At 62.4% G+C, this 17,690-nt stretch carries 18 protein-coding genes; 9 read left to right on the plus strand and 9 right to left on the minus strand.

Translation table 11 applies throughout. From position 1 onward, the window contains the following. The first annotated feature begins 7 nt into the window (after positions 1–7). Entirely contained in the window at positions 8–1,399 is a 1,392-nt protein-coding gene (locus tag AX760_RS12080; RefSeq protein WP_071833135.1) for an ATP-binding protein, read from the plus strand. A gap of 91 nt (positions 1,400–1,490) precedes the next feature. Continuing rightward, positions 1,491–2,705, plus strand: a complete 1,215-nt coding sequence (locus AX760_RS12085) for a multidrug effflux MFS transporter (RefSeq protein ID WP_245295002.1) — start codon at positions 1,491–1,493, stop codon at positions 2,703–2,705. 15 nt (positions 2,706–2,720) lie between these two features. Here AX760_RS12085 and AX760_RS12090 read toward each other — a convergent pair whose 3' ends face one another. The 4 genes from AX760_RS12090 to AX760_RS12105 form a co-directional block, all read right to left on the minus strand. Continuing rightward, the gene (locus tag AX760_RS12090) at positions 2,721–3,062 is read right to left on the minus strand and encodes a tRNA-binding protein (RefSeq protein WP_071833136.1); all 342 of its coding nucleotides are present in this window, start codon (positions 3,060–3,062) and stop codon (positions 2,721–2,723) included. A 14-nt stretch (positions 3,063–3,076) separates the two neighbouring features. Beyond that, a complete protein-coding gene (proC, locus tag AX760_RS12095) occupies positions 3,077–3,895 on the minus strand; it encodes a pyrroline-5-carboxylate reductase (protein ID WP_071833137.1) in 819 nt (272 codons plus the stop codon). Between the two features lie 5 nt (positions 3,896–3,900). Next, positions 3,901–4,401 carry a type III secretion system chaperone family protein gene (locus AX760_RS12100; protein WP_071833138.1) on the minus strand — a complete coding sequence of 167 codons (501 nt, stop codon included), beginning with the start codon at positions 4,399–4,401 and terminating at the stop codon, positions 3,901–3,903. 472 nt (positions 4,402–4,873) lie between these two features. After that, positions 4,874–5,134, minus strand: a complete 261-nt coding sequence (locus AX760_RS12105; RefSeq protein WP_071833139.1) for an accessory factor UbiK family protein — start codon at positions 5,132–5,134, stop codon at positions 4,874–4,876. A 193-nt stretch (positions 5,135–5,327) separates the two neighbouring features. Between AX760_RS12105 and lgt the strand changes: the two genes are divergently transcribed. The 6 genes from lgt to AX760_RS12135 all read left to right on the plus strand — a co-directional run bounded on the left by lgt (position 5,328) and on the right by AX760_RS12135 (position 11,434). Beyond that, complete coding sequence (lgt, locus tag AX760_RS12110) at positions 5,328–6,170, plus strand: prolipoprotein diacylglyceryl transferase (RefSeq protein ID WP_071833140.1); 843 nt, start codon at positions 5,328–5,330, stop codon at positions 6,168–6,170. Positions 6,171–6,183: 13 nt separating this feature from the next. Next, positions 6,184–7,278 carry a class I SAM-dependent methyltransferase gene (locus AX760_RS12115; protein WP_071833141.1) on the plus strand — a complete coding sequence of 365 codons (1,095 nt, stop codon included), beginning with the start codon at positions 6,184–6,186 and terminating at the stop codon, positions 7,276–7,278. A 170-nt stretch (positions 7,279–7,448) separates the two neighbouring features. Next, positions 7,449–8,243, plus strand: coding sequence for a peptidoglycan editing factor PgeF (gene pgeF / locus AX760_RS12120; protein WP_071833142.1), 795 nt, complete (start codon positions 7,449–7,451; stop codon positions 8,241–8,243). A gap of 1 nt (position 8,244) precedes the next feature. Next, positions 8,245–9,396 (plus strand): M24 family metallopeptidase, encoded by a 1,152-nt coding sequence (locus AX760_RS12125; protein ID WP_071833143.1) that lies wholly within the window; start codon positions 8,245–8,247, stop codon positions 9,394–9,396. Between the two features lie 90 nt (positions 9,397–9,486). Then, the gene (locus AX760_RS12130; protein WP_071833144.1) at positions 9,487–10,278 is read left to right on the plus strand and encodes a hypothetical protein; all 792 of its coding nucleotides are present in this window, start codon (positions 9,487–9,489) and stop codon (positions 10,276–10,278) included. Between the two features lie 223 nt (positions 10,279–10,501). After that, complete coding sequence (locus AX760_RS12135; RefSeq protein WP_071833145.1) at positions 10,502–11,434, plus strand: ribose-phosphate pyrophosphokinase; 933 nt, start codon at positions 10,502–10,504, stop codon at positions 11,432–11,434. A gap of 97 nt (positions 11,435–11,531) precedes the next feature. Here the strand turns inward: AX760_RS12135 and blaOXA are convergent, their stop codons facing one another. The 5 genes from blaOXA to AX760_RS12160 all read right to left on the minus strand — a co-directional run bounded on the left by blaOXA (position 11,532) and on the right by AX760_RS12160 (position 16,322). Then, positions 11,532–12,356 (minus strand): class D beta-lactamase, encoded by an 825-nt coding sequence (gene blaOXA, locus AX760_RS12140; protein ID WP_071833146.1) that lies wholly within the window; start codon positions 12,354–12,356, stop codon positions 11,532–11,534. A gap of 99 nt (positions 12,357–12,455) precedes the next feature. Further along, complete coding sequence (locus tag AX760_RS12145) at positions 12,456–13,049, minus strand: GNAT family N-acetyltransferase (protein ID WP_071833147.1); 594 nt, start codon at positions 13,047–13,049, stop codon at positions 12,456–12,458. A 121-nt stretch (positions 13,050–13,170) separates the two neighbouring features. Continuing rightward, positions 13,171–13,557 carry a DUF779 domain-containing protein gene (locus AX760_RS12150; RefSeq protein ID WP_071833302.1) on the minus strand — a complete coding sequence of 129 codons (387 nt, stop codon included), beginning with the start codon at positions 13,555–13,557 and terminating at the stop codon, positions 13,171–13,173. Positions 13,558–13,706: 149 nt separating this feature from the next. After that, positions 13,707–15,215 (minus strand): aldehyde dehydrogenase, encoded by a 1,509-nt coding sequence (adh, locus tag AX760_RS12155; protein ID WP_071833148.1) that lies wholly within the window; start codon positions 15,213–15,215, stop codon positions 13,707–13,709. Between the two features lie 159 nt (positions 15,216–15,374). Further along, positions 15,375–16,322, minus strand: a complete 948-nt coding sequence (locus AX760_RS12160; protein WP_071833149.1) for a helix-turn-helix domain-containing protein — start codon at positions 16,320–16,322, stop codon at positions 15,375–15,377. Positions 16,323–16,504: 182 nt separating this feature from the next. On the opposite strand from AX760_RS12160, the gene AX760_RS12165 reads away from it, so the two are divergent. Next, positions 16,505–17,689, plus strand: a complete 1,185-nt coding sequence (locus AX760_RS12165; protein WP_071833150.1) for a benzoate/H(+) symporter BenE family transporter — start codon at positions 16,505–16,507, stop codon at positions 17,687–17,689. Position 17,690 lies beyond the last annotated feature (1 nt).

The raw sequence follows: 17,690 nt of genomic DNA on the forward strand, positions 1-17,690 counted from the left end.
GCTGTGCATGGCGAGCTATGATTTCCTGCGACGCGACCGCCTGAGGATCGCAGCCAAGGTCGGGGACGGCTACTGGAAACGCGCGACCCGCTGGATGCGCAGGCGCCTGCCCATGGGCCTCTATGCCCGCTCGCTGCTGATCGTCATCATTCCGATGGTGCTCCTGCAATCCGTCGTCGCCTTCGTCTTCATGGAGCGGCACTGGCAGATGGTGACACAGCGCCTGTCGGCCGCGGTCACCAGCGATATCGCGGCGGTCATCGACCTGATATCGGCGGAACCGGAGGGAGACTATGCGGACATCATTCGCATTGCCCGCGACCGGCTGAGCCTCAATATATCCGTCGAACCCGACGGCGAATTGCCGGCACCGCGCCCGAAGCCCTTCTTCGAAATTCTCGACCAGATCCTCAGCGAGGAAATCTCCCGGCAGATCCGGCTGCCCTTCTGGATTGACACCGTTGGAAACTCGAACCTCGTCGAGATCCGCATCAAGATCGATGGCGATCGTATCCTGCGGGTCTATGCCCGCCGCAACCAGGCCTATGCCTCCAACACCCATATCTTCATCGTCTGGATGGTCGGCGCCTCGCTCGTGCTGCTGGCCATCGCGATCCTTTTCCTGCGCGGCCAGATCCGGCCGATCCTGACGCTGGCAAAGGCCGCCGAAAGCTTCGGCAAGGGCCAGAAGATCGACGATTTCTCGCCGCGCGGCGCCGAGGAGATCCGGCGAGCCGGCCTTGCCTTCATCCAGATGCGCGAGCGTATCGAACGACAGATTGAACAGCGCACGGCCATGCTGACCGGTGTCAGCCACGACCTGCGCACCATATTGACGCGCTTCAAGCTGCAACTGGCATTGGCCGGCACCAGCCCTGACCTCGACAATCTCAATCAGGATGTCGAGGACATGCAGAGCATGCTGGAGGGCTATCTCGCCTTTGCCCGTGGCGAGGCCGAGGAGGACGTCGGGCAGCTGCGGCTGAACGACCTGATGATCCGTCTCGAGGCGGAGGCAGAACTCCACGGCAAGGCTTTGACGACATCCGTCGAGGGCGACGACCTGATCCGTGTGCGGCCGAACGCCTTCACCCGTCTTGTGGCCAATCTGGCGTCGAACGCCTATCGCTACGCCAACACGGTGCATATAGACGCGCGCCACAGCGGCAAATGGCTGACGATCACCGTCGATGACGATGGGCCCGGCATTCCGGAACGATCCCGCGACGACGTCTTCAAGCCGTTCTTCCGGCTCGATGAAGCGCGCAACCTCGACAGTTCCGGCACCGGCCTTGGCCTTGCCATCGCCCGTGACATCGCGCGCAGCCATGGCGGCAATGTCACCCTGTCCGACAGCCCGCTGGGCGGGCTAAGGGCGATGATCCGGGTGCCGGCGTGATGACATACCGCGTCACCACCTGCCCTTCGGCAGACGATTTTTCGGGAAACGGGATGGATAGAGGCTCGATGCGCTCTCATCCAGACAATCGATGACACATATGCCCCACTTTCGCGAACGCATCGCGCTCTACGCCTGCCTGACCTCCCTGACCTCGCTCAGCATCGACGCGCTCCTGCCGGGACTGCGCCAGATCGGCGTGGCGCTCGACGTTTCCCCGCCGCTGTCCACCCAGCACGTCATATCGCTCTTCATCCTCGGCATGGCCTTCGGCGAACTGCTGCTCGGGCCACTGTCAGATGCGATCGGGCGCAAGAAGGCGCTGGTGCTGGGCCTTGCGGTCTACGCGCTTGGAACAGGGATCGCCCTGCTGGCCGGATCATTCGAGATGTTGCTGTTCGGCCGGTTTCTGCAGGGCGTCGGTGTGTCCGGCCCGAAGATCGCCACACGCGCGATGATCCGCGATCAGTTCGAGGGTGATGCCATGGCCCGTATCATGTCCTTCATGTTCACCCTGTTCATCCTTGTGCCGATGCTGGCACCGGCGCTGGCACAGGCCCTGATTGCCGTTGCAGGATGGCGCAGCCTGTTTGGGTTCTATCTCGCGATTGCAGCGGTTCTCGGCACCTGGCTTGTCGCGCGCCAGCCGGAGACCCTGCCGCCGGATCGCCGCATCGCTTTTCGTCCATGGCTGCTTTTCATCAACGCCAGGCGCGTTCTCAAAAATCCGCGGGTCGTGCTGTTGATCCTCGCCACCGGCCTCGTTTTCGGGGCACAGCTTTTGTATCTGAGCACGGCGGCGGATCTCTTCTTCGATGCCTATGGAATCACGGACACGTTCCCCTTGTACTTTGCAGGGCTCGCGCTGGGCATAGGGCTCGCATCCTTTGTCAATGCAAAGCTCGTGCAGCGCTTTGGCATGGAGGCCATGGCACGCGCAGCCTTTGTCGGCCTGAGCTTTGCAGGACTGGCAATGGTGATCGCAACCCACCATTGGGCCGGACGCCTGCCGCTCATAGGTCTGCTGGTGCTGGGTTTTGCGGCGTTTTTTGCCGTCGGCCTGCTCTTCGGCAATTTGAACGCGATGGCAATGCGCCCGCTCGGACAGATGGCCGGTCTCGGCACATCGCTGATCGCATCCGGGTCAAGCCTCGTTGCAACCCTGTTCGCGATTGGAATGGGGCATTTCTACGATGGCACAGCCCACACCCTCGGCTTCGGCTTTCTACTTGCCGGCGTTTTGGCACTGATCATGGCCGAAGTCGCCATCCGCTGTGCCTGCACGCCTGTAGAGGCCGCACGATAAATCCGACAAGACGGGTTACAGCAGCTTCTGCCCGTTCGGAACGGCCTGTCCGACAGCGGCCAGCACAACGGCACCGGCCGCATCCTCGAAGCCCAGCGTCAGCACCTCGGAGCGGAACGGCCCGATCTGGCGCGGCGGGAAATTGACGACGCCGAGAACCTGGCGGCCGATGAGGCTCTCCAGCGTATAATGCACGGTGATCTGGGCGGATGACTTCTTGATGCCGATCTCCGGCCCGAAATCGATCACCAGCTTGAAAGCCGGTTTGCGCGCTTCGGGAAAGGCGGCGGCCTCCAGAATGGTCCCGACCCGGATGTCGACACGCTCGAAATCGGCGTAGCTGATGGACTCAGACATGGAAGTTCTCCGACTTAACCGGCGAGTTCTTCGGCGCGCTTGCGGGCTGCAGCAATCGCTTTGTCGAACAGGGGCTGCATGCCGTCCTCGGCCATCAGCACATTGAGGGCAGCGGCGGTCGTGCCGCCGGGAGACGTGACGTTCTGGCGCAGCCTGGAGGCGTCATCGGGGGACTGGTGCAGGAGTTCACCAGCCCCCGCGACGGTTTCCCGAGCGAGACGCATGGCGAGGTCCGCCTGGAGCCCGGCCTTGCGACCGGCTTCCGCCATGCACTCGACGAGATAAAAAACATAGGCTGGGCCGCTGCCCGAAACGGCCGTCACCGCATCGATATCGGCTTCCGTTTCGACCCATTCGACCGGGCCGCTGACCTTGAGCAAGTCATGGACGAGCTTGCGCTGGTCTGCGGAGACCGCGCCATTGGCAAATGCGCCCGTGACACCGCGTCCGATCATTGCCGGCGTGTTCGGCATGGCGCGAACCATGGCGGCATCGCCGAGATGCGTTTGCAGGAAAGAGAGCGTCGTGCCGGCGGCAACGGAGACGACAACGGTCTCCGGGCCGACGAGGCTCCGGAGCGGCGGCAGCACCGCGCCCATCATCTGCGGCTTGACGGCAAGGAAAAGTACACCGGCCCTGAGGCCTTCCGGCGCTGTTGTTTCATGCCGCGCGCCCTTGTCGGAAATAAGCGCGGCCATGGCTGGAGCCGGACCCGGGTCGATCACAAGGACCTGCGAACCGGCAATGCCGCTTTTCAGCCAACCGCTGAGCATTGCACCGCCCATGTTTCCCGCACCGATCAGAACGATCGGACCCGCCGTGCCCACTGCCATTGTGTTTATGCTTCCCCGACTGTTTCGAACATGACGGCTTCGACAGCGCTCTGCGCATCGACGCCGGACCAGACCACGAACTGGAACGCCTGGAAATAGGATTCGCAGGCCTCGAGCGCGCTCGACAGAAGAACTTCGACCTGCCTGTTCGTCGGCTCGGCGCCCCCGGAGAGCAGCAGCGACTGGCGGAAGATCACCACATCCTCCTGACGCCACAGATCGAAATGGCCCATCAGAACCTGACCGTTAATGTGGGACAGCAGCCGGATGACTTCGTTGACGCGGCTTTCGGGAACCTTGATGTCGAAGGCGCAGGCAAGATGCAGCGCCTCGAACTCCTCCATCCAGGAGAAGGAAACATGATAGTCCGTCCACTTGCCCTCGACGGTCATGGCGATCTCGTCTTCGCCGGAACGCTCGAAGGACCAGTCATTGTTGGCAGCGACAAACTCGATCATATCGACCGGGTTTGATTGACGCTCAAGTTCCAATTCCATCAAGCTCATGCTTCACCCTAAATGCTCCGGCAATGGACGTGCGCCATCGTGCTCACACACGTATGCAGCAAACTCCAGATACCGGAAACGAACACAGTTATGATTGTTTGGATACACGGTCATCCTGGCTGACTTACCCTGCCTGGAGCTTGTGTGATCCGTTTCGAATCATCATTTAAAATCAGTGTATAATGCCGGAGTCCGCGTGCCAGCCCCCCAGACCCAAATTAGCGCTGCAGGCCTGTGGAAAGGCTTGCGAAACTGATTCAGCGGCGGTTCTTAAACGACTCTGCCGTAAGCGTTTTTTGGCAGTGTCCACAGGGCGAAAATAATTCGGGGAAAGTCGAAAGTGTGCGCTTGCGGAGCGTGTCCCACCTTGGCGCAACAGACACTGCCGGAGCCAGGGGCCCGGGCGGGGGATCGGCGCATACAGAGCGATGCGCCGATCGGCGGGAAAATGACCCGTCGGTGAACAGAAGCCTTATTGCGCGGGGTCTGACAGGCGGGCTTCAAGTGCAGCGATACGGGCCAGAAGCGCATCGTTTTCATCACGGGCCTTGATCGCCATGTCCCGCACCGCCTCGAATTCCTCGCGCTTGACGACATCCATGGAATTCAGGAGGCGCTCGCCTTGGGCGCGAAAGACGGTTTCCATCTCGCGCCGCACGCCCTGCGCGGCACCGGCGGCATCTGTCATCAGCTTGGCGAAATCATCCAGAATGCGGTTTGTCCCAGTGCTCATCGTCTCGTTCTCCGATTGATCCTCACGGCCCTTGATAGAAGGGCATCCATGCGCATGAGGTAGGAGCCCAGAGCGCCCGTTGCAAGGAAAAATACAGTGGTCAGTGACGCCGCTTTGGCAGCTGTGCCTTGACCGTGCCGAATTGGAACGCCATGTTCCGCCGCAATGATCAATCCGGAATTGAACCAACACCTTGGAAACACTCGCGACCCTCCTGTCCATCATGCCCTTTCCGGATATCGATCCGGTGCTGTTTTCGCTCGGCCCGCTGCAGGTCCACTGGTATGGCCTGGCCTATGTCTGCGGTATCCTCATCGGCTGGCAATATGCCCGCCGGCTGGTACGCAACCCAGCCCTCTGGCGTGACGGCCAGCCGGGGGCAACAGAAGCGCAGCTCGACGACTTCCTGCTCTGGGCAGCGGCCGGCATCGTCGCCGGCGGGCGGATCGGCTATATCCTGTTCTACGACCTCGGCACGGTGATCGACAATCCGCTGCGGGCGCTGGAAATCTGGAACGGCGGCATGTCCTTCCATGGTGGCCTGATCGGCACCCTGATCGCCATGCTGGTCTTTGCCCGTCGCAACGGCATTGCCATCTGGAACCTGTTCGACATCGTCTGCGCCGTCGTCCCGATCGGCCTGTTCTTCGGACGCATCGCCAATTTCATCAATGCAGAACTCTGGGGCAGGCTGTCGTCTGCGCCCTGGGCCGTGGTCTTTCCGACCGGCGGACCCTTTGCACGACATCCGAGCCAGCTTTACGAGGCAGGCCTTGAGGGCGTCGTTCTGCTCGCGGTTCTGGCCATCTTGATCTATCGCCGCCACGCGCTGAAATCGCCGGGCCTCGTTTCAGGCGTCTTCGTCAGCGGCTACGGCCTGTCGCGCATCTTCGTCGAATTCTTCCGCGAGCCCGATGCCCAGCTTGGCTATCTCGCCGGCGGATGGCTGACCATGGGCATGCTGCTGTCGCTGCCGATGGTGTTCATCGGCCTTTGGGCTGTGCTGCGCGCGCGTCGCGCCGCCGCCATGGCCTGAGCGGAGCCGTCCGATGACCACGCCGCTTGCGGAAAAGATCAAGGCCATCATCCAGCTCAACGGACCGATCAGCGTCACCGACTATTTTGCCCTGTGCCTTGCCGATCCAGATCACGGTTATTACCAGGTCCGGGAGCCATTCGGGCGGGACGGAGACTTTACCACTGCGCCCGAAATCAGCCAGCTTTTCGGCGAGATGATCGGCATCTTCCTCGTGCAGGCCTGGCAGCAGCATGGATCGCCGGACGAGGTCATTCTCTGCGAAATCGGCCCGGGCCGCGGCACGATGATGGACGATATCCTGCGCGTCGTTGAAAAACTGGCGCCGTCCCTCTACGAAAACGCCTCCGTGCATCTGATTGAAACCAGCGAACGCCTGCGCAAGGTCCAGAGCCAGACGCTCATCCGCCACAAGTGGAAGATTTCCTGGCACGACAGTTTCGACACCCTGCCGGAGGGCTTCGTGCTGCTGGCCACGAACGAACTGTTCGATGCCATCCCGATCCGCCAGTTCATCAAGACCGCGCAGGGGTTCCGCGAACGTCTGGTCGGTCTTGATGCGCAGGACGATCTCATTTTTGCAACCGGTGCCGCCAGCATCGATCCGGACCTTCTGCCCGTGCCGGCAAAAGACGTGCCGCTCGGCACCGTCTTCGAAGTGGCGCCGGCCCGCGATGCGGTGATGGCAACCTTGAGCGCCCGCATCCGCAAGGGCAGCGGCACGGCGCTGATCATCGATTACGGCCACCTGTCGACCGGCTTTGGCGATACGCTGCAGGCGATCCGCGATCACCAGTACGACCCGCCGCTGAAACATCCGGGAGAAGCGGATATCACCAGCCATGTCGACTTCGAGCAACTGGGTCGGCGGGCGCTGGCCGAGGGCCTGCAGGTCAACGGGCTCACCTACCAGGGCGATTTCCTGACGGCCCTCGGCATCGTCGAGCGAGCCTCGGTTCTCGGCAACAGCAAGGATCCGATAACCCAGGAAGGCATCCGTCAGGATGTCGAACGGCTGGCCGGTTCCGGCGAAGGAAAGATGGGCGAACTGTTCAAGGTTCTCGTCGTCAGCAGTCCCGTGGTGGCGCTGGCGCCGTTCCAGAAATAGGCCCGTCGATGACAGTCCAGATCGAGGTCGGGCGGTCCGATGATCAATCCTGCAATTGACAGCGGCCGAGCCGGGGGCCAACATCCGCGCCAAATCACCCGGACAGAATGCCACGTCCACCCTTTCAAAAAACCTCCACGATCCCAGCGCAGAAAGGGGCAAGACCACCGATGAAGCATGACGCCCTGCCCTCTCCGGTCACAAGTCCGCTGCTGTCGGAAACGCTCGGCCCGACGATCCGGCACGGCTATTTCACACGCGCAGGCGGTGTTTCTGACGGCATCTATCGCGGCCTGAATGTCGGGCTCGGCTCGAACGACGACCGTGACCACGTCCTCGAGAACCGCCATCGTGTCAGCCGCTGGTTCGACGCAGCACCCGAGAGGCTCGCGACCCTGCATCAGGTCCACTCGCCGGACGTCGTTGTCATCGACGCTCTCTATGACGGAAGCCGTGCGCAGGCGGACGCCATGGTCACGGCGACGCCGGGGCTGGTGCTTGGCGTTCTCTCGGCCGATTGCGGCCCGGTGCTGTTTGCGGACCCGGATGCCGGCATCATCGGCGCGGCGCATGCCGGATGGAAGGGGGCGCTGACGGGCGTTCTCGAAAACACGATCGATGCGATGGTGGCGCTCGGCGCGGCGCGCAACCGCATTCACGCCTGCCTCGGCCCCTCGATCAGCCGGCGGAACTATGAGGTCGGCGCGGAGTTCATCGCGCGTTTTCTGGAGAAGGATGCCGCCTACACCCGCTTTTTCACACCCTCCGACACCCCCGGACATTCGATGTTCGACCTGCCTGCCCTGACCTTGATGCGGCTGGGCGAGGCCGGAATCGTGGCCGAAAACCTCGACATCTGTACCTATGCGGACGAGGAGCGCTTTTTCTCCTACCGCCGCACCACCCATCGTCGGGAACCGGATTACGGCCGACAGATTTCTGCAATATCCATACGGGAGAGATAACATGGCTCTGCACTTTGCACCCGAAGAATACGCGGCGCGACTGGACCGGATGACAGCCAGGATGCGTGAAGACAAGCTCGACGCCGTTCTCCTGTTTGCCCAGGAAAGCATGTACTGGCTGACGGGTTACGACACGTTCGGCTACTGCTTCTTCCAGACGCTGGTGGTCAAGGCGGACGGATCGATGGTGCTTCTGACGCGCTCGGCCGATCTTCGCCAGGCACGCCACACCTCCAATATCGAGCGTATCGAGATCTGGATCGACCGGGTCAATGCCGATCCGACGATGGACCTGAAGAACCTGCTCAGCGACATGGACCTGCTCGGCGCCCGCATCGGCATCGAATATGACACCCATGGCATGACCGGGCGGATCGCCCGCCTGCTCGACCACCAGCTGACGAGCTTCGGCGAACTGACCGATGCCTCGATGCTGGTCAGCCGCCTGCGCCTGGTCAAGAGCCCGGCGGAGATCCTGCATGTCGAGAAGGCCGCCAGCCTTGCCGACGACGCGCTCGACGCGGCCCTGCCGCTGATCGTGCCCGGTGGCAGCGAGGCCGCGATCCTGGCCGCCATGCAAGGCGCTGTCTTTGCCGGCGGCGGCGATTATCCCGCCAATGAATTCATCATCGGCTCCGGTGCGGATGCGCTTTTGTGCCGCTACAAGGCCGGCCGGCGCGATCTCGACCCGCAGGACCAGCTGACGCTGGAATGGGCCGGTGTCAGCGCCCATTACCATGCGGCGATGATGCGCACCGTCGTCGTCGGCGAACCGACCAACCGCCACCGCGAACTCTACAGCGCCTGCCGCGAAACGCTGCAGGGCATCGAGATGGTGCTGCGCCCCGGCAATACATTCGGCACGGTGTTCGACATCCATTCGAAGATCATGGACGAACGCGGCCTTGCCAAACACCGGCTGAATGCCTGCGGCTATTCGCTCGGCGCGCGCTTCTCGCCGTCCTGGATGGAGCACCAGATGTTCCACATGGGCAATCCGCAGGAAATCGAGCCCGACATGTCTCTGTTCGTGCACATGATCATCATGGACAGCGACAGCGGAACGGCAATGACGCTCGGCCAGACCTACCTGACGACGGCGGACAGCCCGAAGCCGCTGTCGCGCTATGGCCTGGACTTCATCTCTGCGTAAGGAAATGCGGTTAGCATATCCTGCGATTGACAGGGCAAGACGGCTCCCGTCATAAATCTGTCGCCGAGACATCACGGGACGGTGGAAACAATGCAGAAGCTGGTCATGCTCCTCCTGGGCCTTGGTCTTGTTGCAGCCCTTTCGGGCTGCAACACAACGGATGCGCTGACGCCGCAGGTGGATGTCGGCGACGGCACTGTCCAGTCGTCATCGCCCGTCAACCAGGCCGATCTCGACCAGATGGCGCAGCAGCAGCCGGTTGTCACCGAACAGCAGCTTGCGCCGGTCAACCAGACGTCAGCCTTTTCCGCGCAGAACACCACACCGGCCGAAACGGCGCTGGCGCGCGCGGACGCGACCTATACAAACCCCGCCGGCACGCTCGACGCCCAGGCCGGTCAGTTGCAACAGGGCAGCATTCCGGCGCAGGTTACCCAGCCTGCCGAAAGCGCGACCGAGCAGGAAATGCCGCAACAGCAGCAGACCACGGTTGCCGCCGTATCGCCGGCCGCAGCCACCGGCACGATCCGCTTCCTGCCGATCATCGGCGCGCCGGTTCAGGCCGTGACGCCCCTGTCGAAGCAGCTTGGCGCCGAAGCCCGTGCCAAGGGCCTGACCATCAAGGGCGCCGCCGACCCGACCAGTCGCCATATCCTCAAGGGCTATTTCTCGGCCTTCAAGGACGGGGACCAGACGACGGTCGTCTATGTCTGGGACGTTCTCGACAATTCCGGCAACCGCCTGCATCGCATCCAGGGCCAGGACACTGTTGCGGGAGCGGCCGCGGATCTGTGGTCAGCAGTGCCGGCGACAACCATGCAGGGCATCGCCACCCGCTCGATCGAGGCCTATCTGTCCTGGAGCCAGAGCAATCCGGGTTGATACGGCGACAGCTGGACAAACTTTTTAGGATAAACACGATCCACACGTCGCTATCCCCTTGCATTCGGGTTCAGGGCCGCTAAAAAGCGGCCAATCGGTTCTGAACCAATCGCATTCAGACTGCATACGATCACTCGGATAGGCTTACGGAATTTGCGCGGAGACGGACCCTTTCAGATACTTCCATCTGAGAGATAACCGCGCCAGCACAGGCGGACCATCAATGAAGGTATTCGCAGGCAACTCGAACCGGCTTTTGGCCGAAGCGATCTGCAATTATCTCAACCTGCCCCTGGGCAAAGCAACAGTCAGACGCTTTGCGGACCAGGAAATCTTCGTGGAAATCCAGGAAAACGTGCGCGGCGAGGACGTTTTCGTCGTCCAGTCCACCTCGTTTCCGACCAATGACCACCTGATGGAACTGCTGATCATGATCGACGCGATGCGTCGCTCGTCGGCCCGCCGTATCACCGCCGTCATTCCCTATTTCGGCTATGCCCGTCAGGACCGAAAGCCCGGTCCGCGCACGCCGATCTCGGCCAAGCTGGTCGCCAACCTGATTACCGAAGCCGGTGCCGACCGCGTTCTGACGCTCGACCTGCATGCCGGCCAGATCCAGGGCTTCTTCGACATCCCGACCGACAACCTCTACGCCGTGCCGATCCTGTCGCGCGACGTCAAGGAAAACTACGACCTCAAGAACGTCATGGTGGTCTCGCCGGACGTCGGCGGCGTGGTGCGTGCCCGTGCGCTCGCCAAGCGCCTCGATTGTCAGCTGGCGATCGTCGACAAGCGCCGCGAACGGGCCGGCGAATCCGAAGTCATGAACGTCATCGGCGACGTGACCGGCAAGGACTGTCTGTTGATCGACGACATCGTCGACAGTGGCGGCACGCTCTGCAATGCTGCCGAAGCGCTCCTGAAAAACGGTGCAACGAGCGTGACCGCCTATATCACCCACGGCGTCCTGTCCGGCGGCGCCGTTGCCCGCGTCACCTCGTCCAAGCTCAAGGAACTGGTGATCACGGATTCGATCCAGCCGACGACCTCGGTCCAGTCCGCCCACAATATCCGGGTCATCTCGACCGCCAGCCTGATCGGCGAAGCCATCAACCGAACCAGCCAGGAAGAATCGGTCTCCAGCCTGTTCGATTGACCGCCAGCTTTGACAGGGCGCAGCCGATGTTTCGCCGGTTGTTTGGCGGCGAAACCGCCGTCTTTCCGGTTGTCAGACGCCCTTGACCCAAACGGCCTCACTTGTGCTCGAGCAGCGATGGAAGCTCTTGAAACAGACTGTCGCGGGCGCGAAAACCGGCGCTGCCTGCGGTTTTCCGGTCATCCCGGACGAGGCGTGCAAAGACGATGGTCCGGTCGCCCTTTTTTCCCCAACCGACATACCAGCCCCACGGATGGTTCCGGTCGAACCTGCCACCCGCATCGCGGGGATAGGCCATGCCGGTCTTGCCCTTGACGGCCCAGCCCGATGCCAGGATCCGCCCCTCGACAACAGCCACGGTCCTGTCCACTGCCGCATCGCTGACGCGAAACTGATGGTTGATCAGCCGGCGCAGAAAAGTGACCTGCTCGATCGGCGATATCTTGAGGGATGACGCGATCCACGCCCGCTCAAGGCCGTTGTTCCTGCCTGGATCGCCAGAGAGGTCGGCATTTCCGTAGTCAAAGCGCCGGGCATAGTCGGTCAGTTTTTCTGCGCCAAGATGCGCAGTCATCCGCTGCGAGAACCAGACAACCGAATATTTGAGCCAGCGGACGGCATCGGTCGGCTGCTTCCAGTTATCGCCGCCCCAATCGGGATCGCCCTTGCGGAAGGGCAAGGTGGGCGTGTGACCGTCTGTCAGGAAACCGGAATCATAGCCCATGACGGCCAAAGGTATCTTGAAAGTCGACGCGGGCGTGACGCGCGCGTCGCATTTCCCCTCCCGCACCAGGATGTCACCCGTCTTTGCATCGGCAATGACGGTGCACAGTGTCGCGGCTTGCGCGGGTATGGCGAAGAGCGCAGACAGCGCCAGCACTGTCACTGAAAACCGAATACCCGGAAAAGAACGAAAACTCATGCGCAGCCCTCCATGCGCTTTTCTTGTCCGTGACCTTGGTGGCAAGACTTTGACCAGGAAAACAAAAAGGCGATCGCCCCGCGTCGCTCAGGCATGCGCCTATATCGTCAGGATCGGCAGGTGGGGTGCTGCGTCCGTCGGGCTGCGGCCGGACAGGCGCGGATCATCGAAGACCTCAACCTGGCGCTTGAAGGGGCTGAAACCCGAGCGCATGTAGAAGGGCAAAGCCTGCGGACTGTCGAGCGTGCAGGTGTGCAGCCAGAAGCGTTCGATCGGATGGCGCCAGGCAAGGTCGATGGCCCGGTTCATCAACCAGCGACCGGCACCGGTACCGATCTGGGTTGCGGAGATACCGAAGAAGGCCATCTCACACATTCCGGCTTGGCGAAAATCCAGTTCCGCGATGCCTTGCGCGACACCGTCGACCTCCAGAAGGTGGACTTCGACCTCGGGAGAATGCACATGCGACGCCAGCTCTTCATCCGACATCATGAGGCGCGAGCACCAGAGCCATTCGGCACCGATCTCCGTATAGAGGTCCCGGTAACTGTCGAGGGCGATGTTTGCGTGCTGGCGCAGCGTCCACGGGCCGGATGCCTCTGCCCGGACAGGCGGACGTTGCAACATCTGCAGGGAGGTGACGACGGCAACAATCTTGTCGGATGGAATGTCGTGATAGCCGTCTTCGAGCATGGAATGCGCCTTCTTGGAGATCGAGGCAGAGCCGCGATGCGGAGAGTGGCGCCATCAATAGCCGTGCGGACCCGTTTGCATCAACCCTGTCAGCGCTGACGTCCCATGAATATTGCGCCCGTCATACCCGCTTGACGACGGGAACGGCACAGGCTTCGCCGCCGGCAAACAGTTTCGACCGCGTCAGGAAGCGGCGCTCGCGACCATTGTCGAGCGAGAACATGCCGCCCCGGCCGGGCACGACATCGATGATCAGCTGCGTATGCCGCCAGACCTCGAACTGGCTGGCCGAGATATAGACCGGCACGCCGCCGATCTCGCCGAGCTGCACGTCATGGTCGCCGACGATATAGTCATCCGCCGGATAACACATGGGCGATGAGCCGTCGCAGCACCCACCGGACTGGTGAAACAGCAGATCGGGGTGATCCATCTGGATTTCGCGGATGAATTCGAGCGCCGCGTCGGTGGCGAGAACACGGGGTTCGCCGTTGATGGTACCGGTCATGGTCGTTTCCAATGGTTCGGCTTGGCGGAACCGCATCTTCGGGCTGCTCCCTCCCCCTTGTGGGGAGGGGTTGGGGAGAGGTGTTTTTAGTCAACGCCTTCCCTTCGCTTGGCTTTGACACTGCCCACAAGGGGCGGATGAGACCCGGCTCAGAAGAACCCCAGCGCCTTCGGGCTGTAGCTCACCAGCATGTTCTTGGTCTGCTGGTAATGGTCGAGCATCATCTTGTGGGTTTCGCGGCCGATGCCGGACTGTTTGTAACCGCCGAAGGCAGCGCCTGCCGGATAGGCATGGTAGCAATTCGTCCAGACGCGTCCGGCCTGGATGTTGCGGCCGAAATTGTAGCAGCGGTTTGCATCGCGGCTCCAGACGCCCGAACCCAGGCCGTAAAGCGTGTCATTGGCGATCTCGAGCGCTTCCTCGTCGGTCTTGAAGGTTGTCACGGAGACAACAGGCCCAAAGATCTCCTCCTGGAAGACGCGCATCTTGTTGTGGCCCTTGAACACGGTCGGCTTGACGTAGAAACCACCGGCCAGTTCGCCGTCGAGCGTGTTGCGCTCGCCGCCGATCAAAACTTCGGCACCTTCCTGGCGACCGATATCCATGTAGGACATGATCTTTTCCAGCTGTTCGCCGGAGGCCTGTGCGCCGATCATCGTCGACATATCGAGCGGGTTGCCCTGCTTGATCGCCGCGACGCGTTTCAGTGCCTTTTCCATGAAGCGATCGTAGATCTTCTCGTGGATCAGCGCCCGGCTCGGGCACGTGCAGACCTCGCCCTGGTTGAGCGCAAACATGGCAAAGCCTTCGAGCGCCTTGTCGAGATAGTCGTCGTCCTCGCGCATGACGTCTTCAAAGAAGATGTTCGGCGACTTGCCGCCCAGTTCAAGCGTCACCGGAATGAGGTTCTGGCTGGCATATTGCATGATCAGCCGACCGGTCGACGTCTCGCCGGTAAACGCCACCTTGTTGATCCGCGGATTGGTCGCCAGCGGCTTGCCGGCCTCCAGCCCGAAGCCGTTGACGATGTTGAGAACACCCGGCGGAAGCAAGTCGCCGACGAGCTCGATCCAGACGAGGATCGAGGCCGGCGTCTGTTCGGCCGGCTTGAGGATGACGCAATTGCCGGCAGCAAGCGCCGGCGCCAGTTTCCAGGCGGCCATCAGGATCGGAAAATTCCAGGGAATGATCTGGGCGACGACGCCGAGCGGCTCATGGAAGTGATAGGCGACGGTGTCATGGTCGATCTCGCCGATCGAGCCTTCCTGGGCCCGGACGCAGGAGGCGAAATAGCGGAAGTGGTCGATGGCGAGCGGCATGTCGGCGGCCATCGTTTCACGCAGCGGCTTGCCGTTGTCCCAGGTTTCTGCCTTGGCCAGAAGCTCGATATTGTCTTCCATCCGTTGCGCGATCTTCATCAGAATATTGGCGCGCTCGGTCGACGAGGTGCGGGCCCATTTGTCCTTGGCGGCATGCGCGGCATCGAGCGCCAGCTCGACGTCGGCGGCCTGGGACCGGGCGATCTGGCAGAGAACCCCACCCGTGACCGGCGTCGTATTGTCGAAATAGCGCCCGTCGACCGGCTCGCGCCACGCACCGCCGATGAAATTGCCGTATTTCGGCTTGAACGGATTCTCGACGATCTTCTGATGCAACATGAAACTTCCTCCCGTAAAACAGACTCCAACATCTGCTGGGGAAACGGTGCGCCGGAACGTCCGCGGGCGGTAGAGGGCCGAGAACGCAGGCGCAAGGATGTGTTTCAGATTTGCGACAGGTCGGCGTCGCGTTCCATGCTGCAGCGCAAGAAAGTCGCGTCAGTTCATCGAGAGGCGTCGCATCTTGCGATAGAGCGTTGCACGGCTGATGCCGAGAATGTCGGCCGCCTGCGAGACATTGCCGCCTGCCCGCGACAGGACGCGGCGCAACGCTGCTCGCTCGGCATCCGGTAGGTCAGTGCCCTCGCTGCCGGCGTCTTCGCCGAGAAGATCCGCCGCCGCTATGCCGGCAGCGATCCGGCGATCGTCGATGTTGAGCCGCAGCCGGGCGGCCCGTGTCGCACCGAGCACGAGATCGTCGCGGTCGATGGCCAGAAGCGCCGGCGCCGACTTGCCTTCGGCCGGAACCAGCAGGATGCGCGCGCCGGCATAGGCGCGGTGGAACAGGTTGGCCTCGATCCGGGCGGCAGCGTCGCGCACCGCCTGCGAGAGGATCATCATCGCCATGTCGCCGGCATCATCGCGGCAAGTGGAAATGTCGATCGCTGCAGCGATCCGGCCCTTGTGGTCGCGGATCGGCGCAGTGGCGCAGGACAGGCCGGTATTGCGCGTGAGAAAATGCTGGTCACGGTGGATGATCACGGCGCGCTCGTCGGCGATCGCCGTGCCGATGCCGTTGGTGCCGACACTCGCCTCGCTCCACAGCGTGCCCGACCACAGACCAATGCCGCGAAATTCCTTGTCGTCGCCGGCAGCCCCCCGGCGGTCGAGTGCCACACCCTGCCCGTCCGTTAAAAGCAGGCAGCAGCCCGCCTTGCCAACGGTGGAAAACAGCCGGTCGAGTTCGCTGGCCGCTTCCTCGAGCAGGGGACCGGAGCGGTCCTTCGCGCTGAGAAAATCTGCCTCTGACAGGCGGATCGGAGTGCGCGCCTCTTCCGGCGACAGACCATGCTGGGTCATGCAGCGGCGCCACGATGCGGCGATCGGCGAACTGGCGGCCGCCGATGTCTGATGCGCGATGGTCTGGACATGATCCGAATGGTTCATCTGCTTCCCTCCCTGAAAGCCGACACAGGCGCAATATAGGCGTTTATCGCCCGGCGTCTATCCTGACGAAGGTCAAAGCCACCGTTTCGGTTTCGGACATTCCGTCGCAAGAGCATTCTCGTGGTAACGGGAGTGTGATAGGAAGCCTCGCATCCTGCCAATTGCTTTCGGTTCACACACCTATGCTTCGCGACTTTTCCCTGCAGAGCCTGTTCATGGGCCTGCTCACCGCCTTTGTCGGCTTTGCCAGTTCCTTTGCCGTCGTGCTGCATGGCCTGACCGGCGTCGGCGCCACCGAAGCGCAGGCAGCGTCCGGCCTGATGGCGCTCTCCATCTCCATGGGCGTCTGCGCCATCGTGCTCAGCATCGCCACCCGCCTGCCGGTCAGCATTGCCTGGTCGACGCCGGGTGCAGCCCTTCTGGCAAGCTCGGGCATCGTGGTCGGCGGCTTCAACGCCGCGGTCGGCGGTTTTCTGGTCTGCGCCGTGCTGATCGTGATGGCCGGTCTCTGGAAGCCGCTGGGGCGGATGGTTGCCGCGATCCCGGCGGCGCTCGCCAATGCCATGCTCGCCGGTGTACTGATCGGGCTCTGCTTTGCACCCGTGAAAGCGATCGCTTTCAATCCATTCTTCGGGCTGCCGATCGTGCTGGCCTTCATCGTCGTCGGCAGCATCAACCGGCTGTTTGCCGTGCCTGCGGCGCTGGCCGCATTCGTGCTGGTGCTGGTCTTCGGCGTCGATATCCCGGCAGACGCCCTGGCAAAGCTCTCCGGGACGCTTTTGCCGCAGGCCGAGCTGGTCAGCCCCGTCTTCAATATCGCAGGCCTCGTCAGCATCGCCCTGCCTCTGTTCATCGTCACCATGGCATCGCAGAACATTCCGGGCATCGCCGTGCTTCAGGTCAACGGCTTTGAGCCCAGGCCCGGACCTTTGTTTGCGGTCACCGGAGTCTTTTCTCTGCTCAGCGCGCCCTTTGGCGGCCATGCGGTCAATCTGGCGGCAATCACGGCGGCCATGTGTGCCGGCAGCGATGCCCATCCGGATCCGGCACGGCGCTATTGGTCGGCGATCGTCGCCGGTGTCACCTATGTCGTCTTCGGCCTGCTGGCCGCAACCGTCACCGCCTTCGTCAGCCTTGCACCGCCCATCCTGATCCAGGCAGTCGCAGGCCTTGCGCTGATCGCCGCCTTCGCCGGATCGTCAATGGCAGCCTTCAAGGAACCGGACACGCGCGAAGCCGCCGCCGTAACCTTTCTCGTCACGGCGTCCGGCGTCAGTTTCGCTGGCATTTCCGGCGCGTTCTGGGGGCTTCTGGCCGGCGGGCTGATGCTTGGGCTCGCCCGGCTGACACGTCGTTTGAAAGGCTGAT

This window comes from Pararhizobium antarcticum, from assembly GCF_001885585.1.
In the GTDB taxonomy this organism is placed as follows: Bacteria; Pseudomonadota; Alphaproteobacteria; order Rhizobiales; family Rhizobiaceae; genus Pararhizobium; species Pararhizobium antarcticum.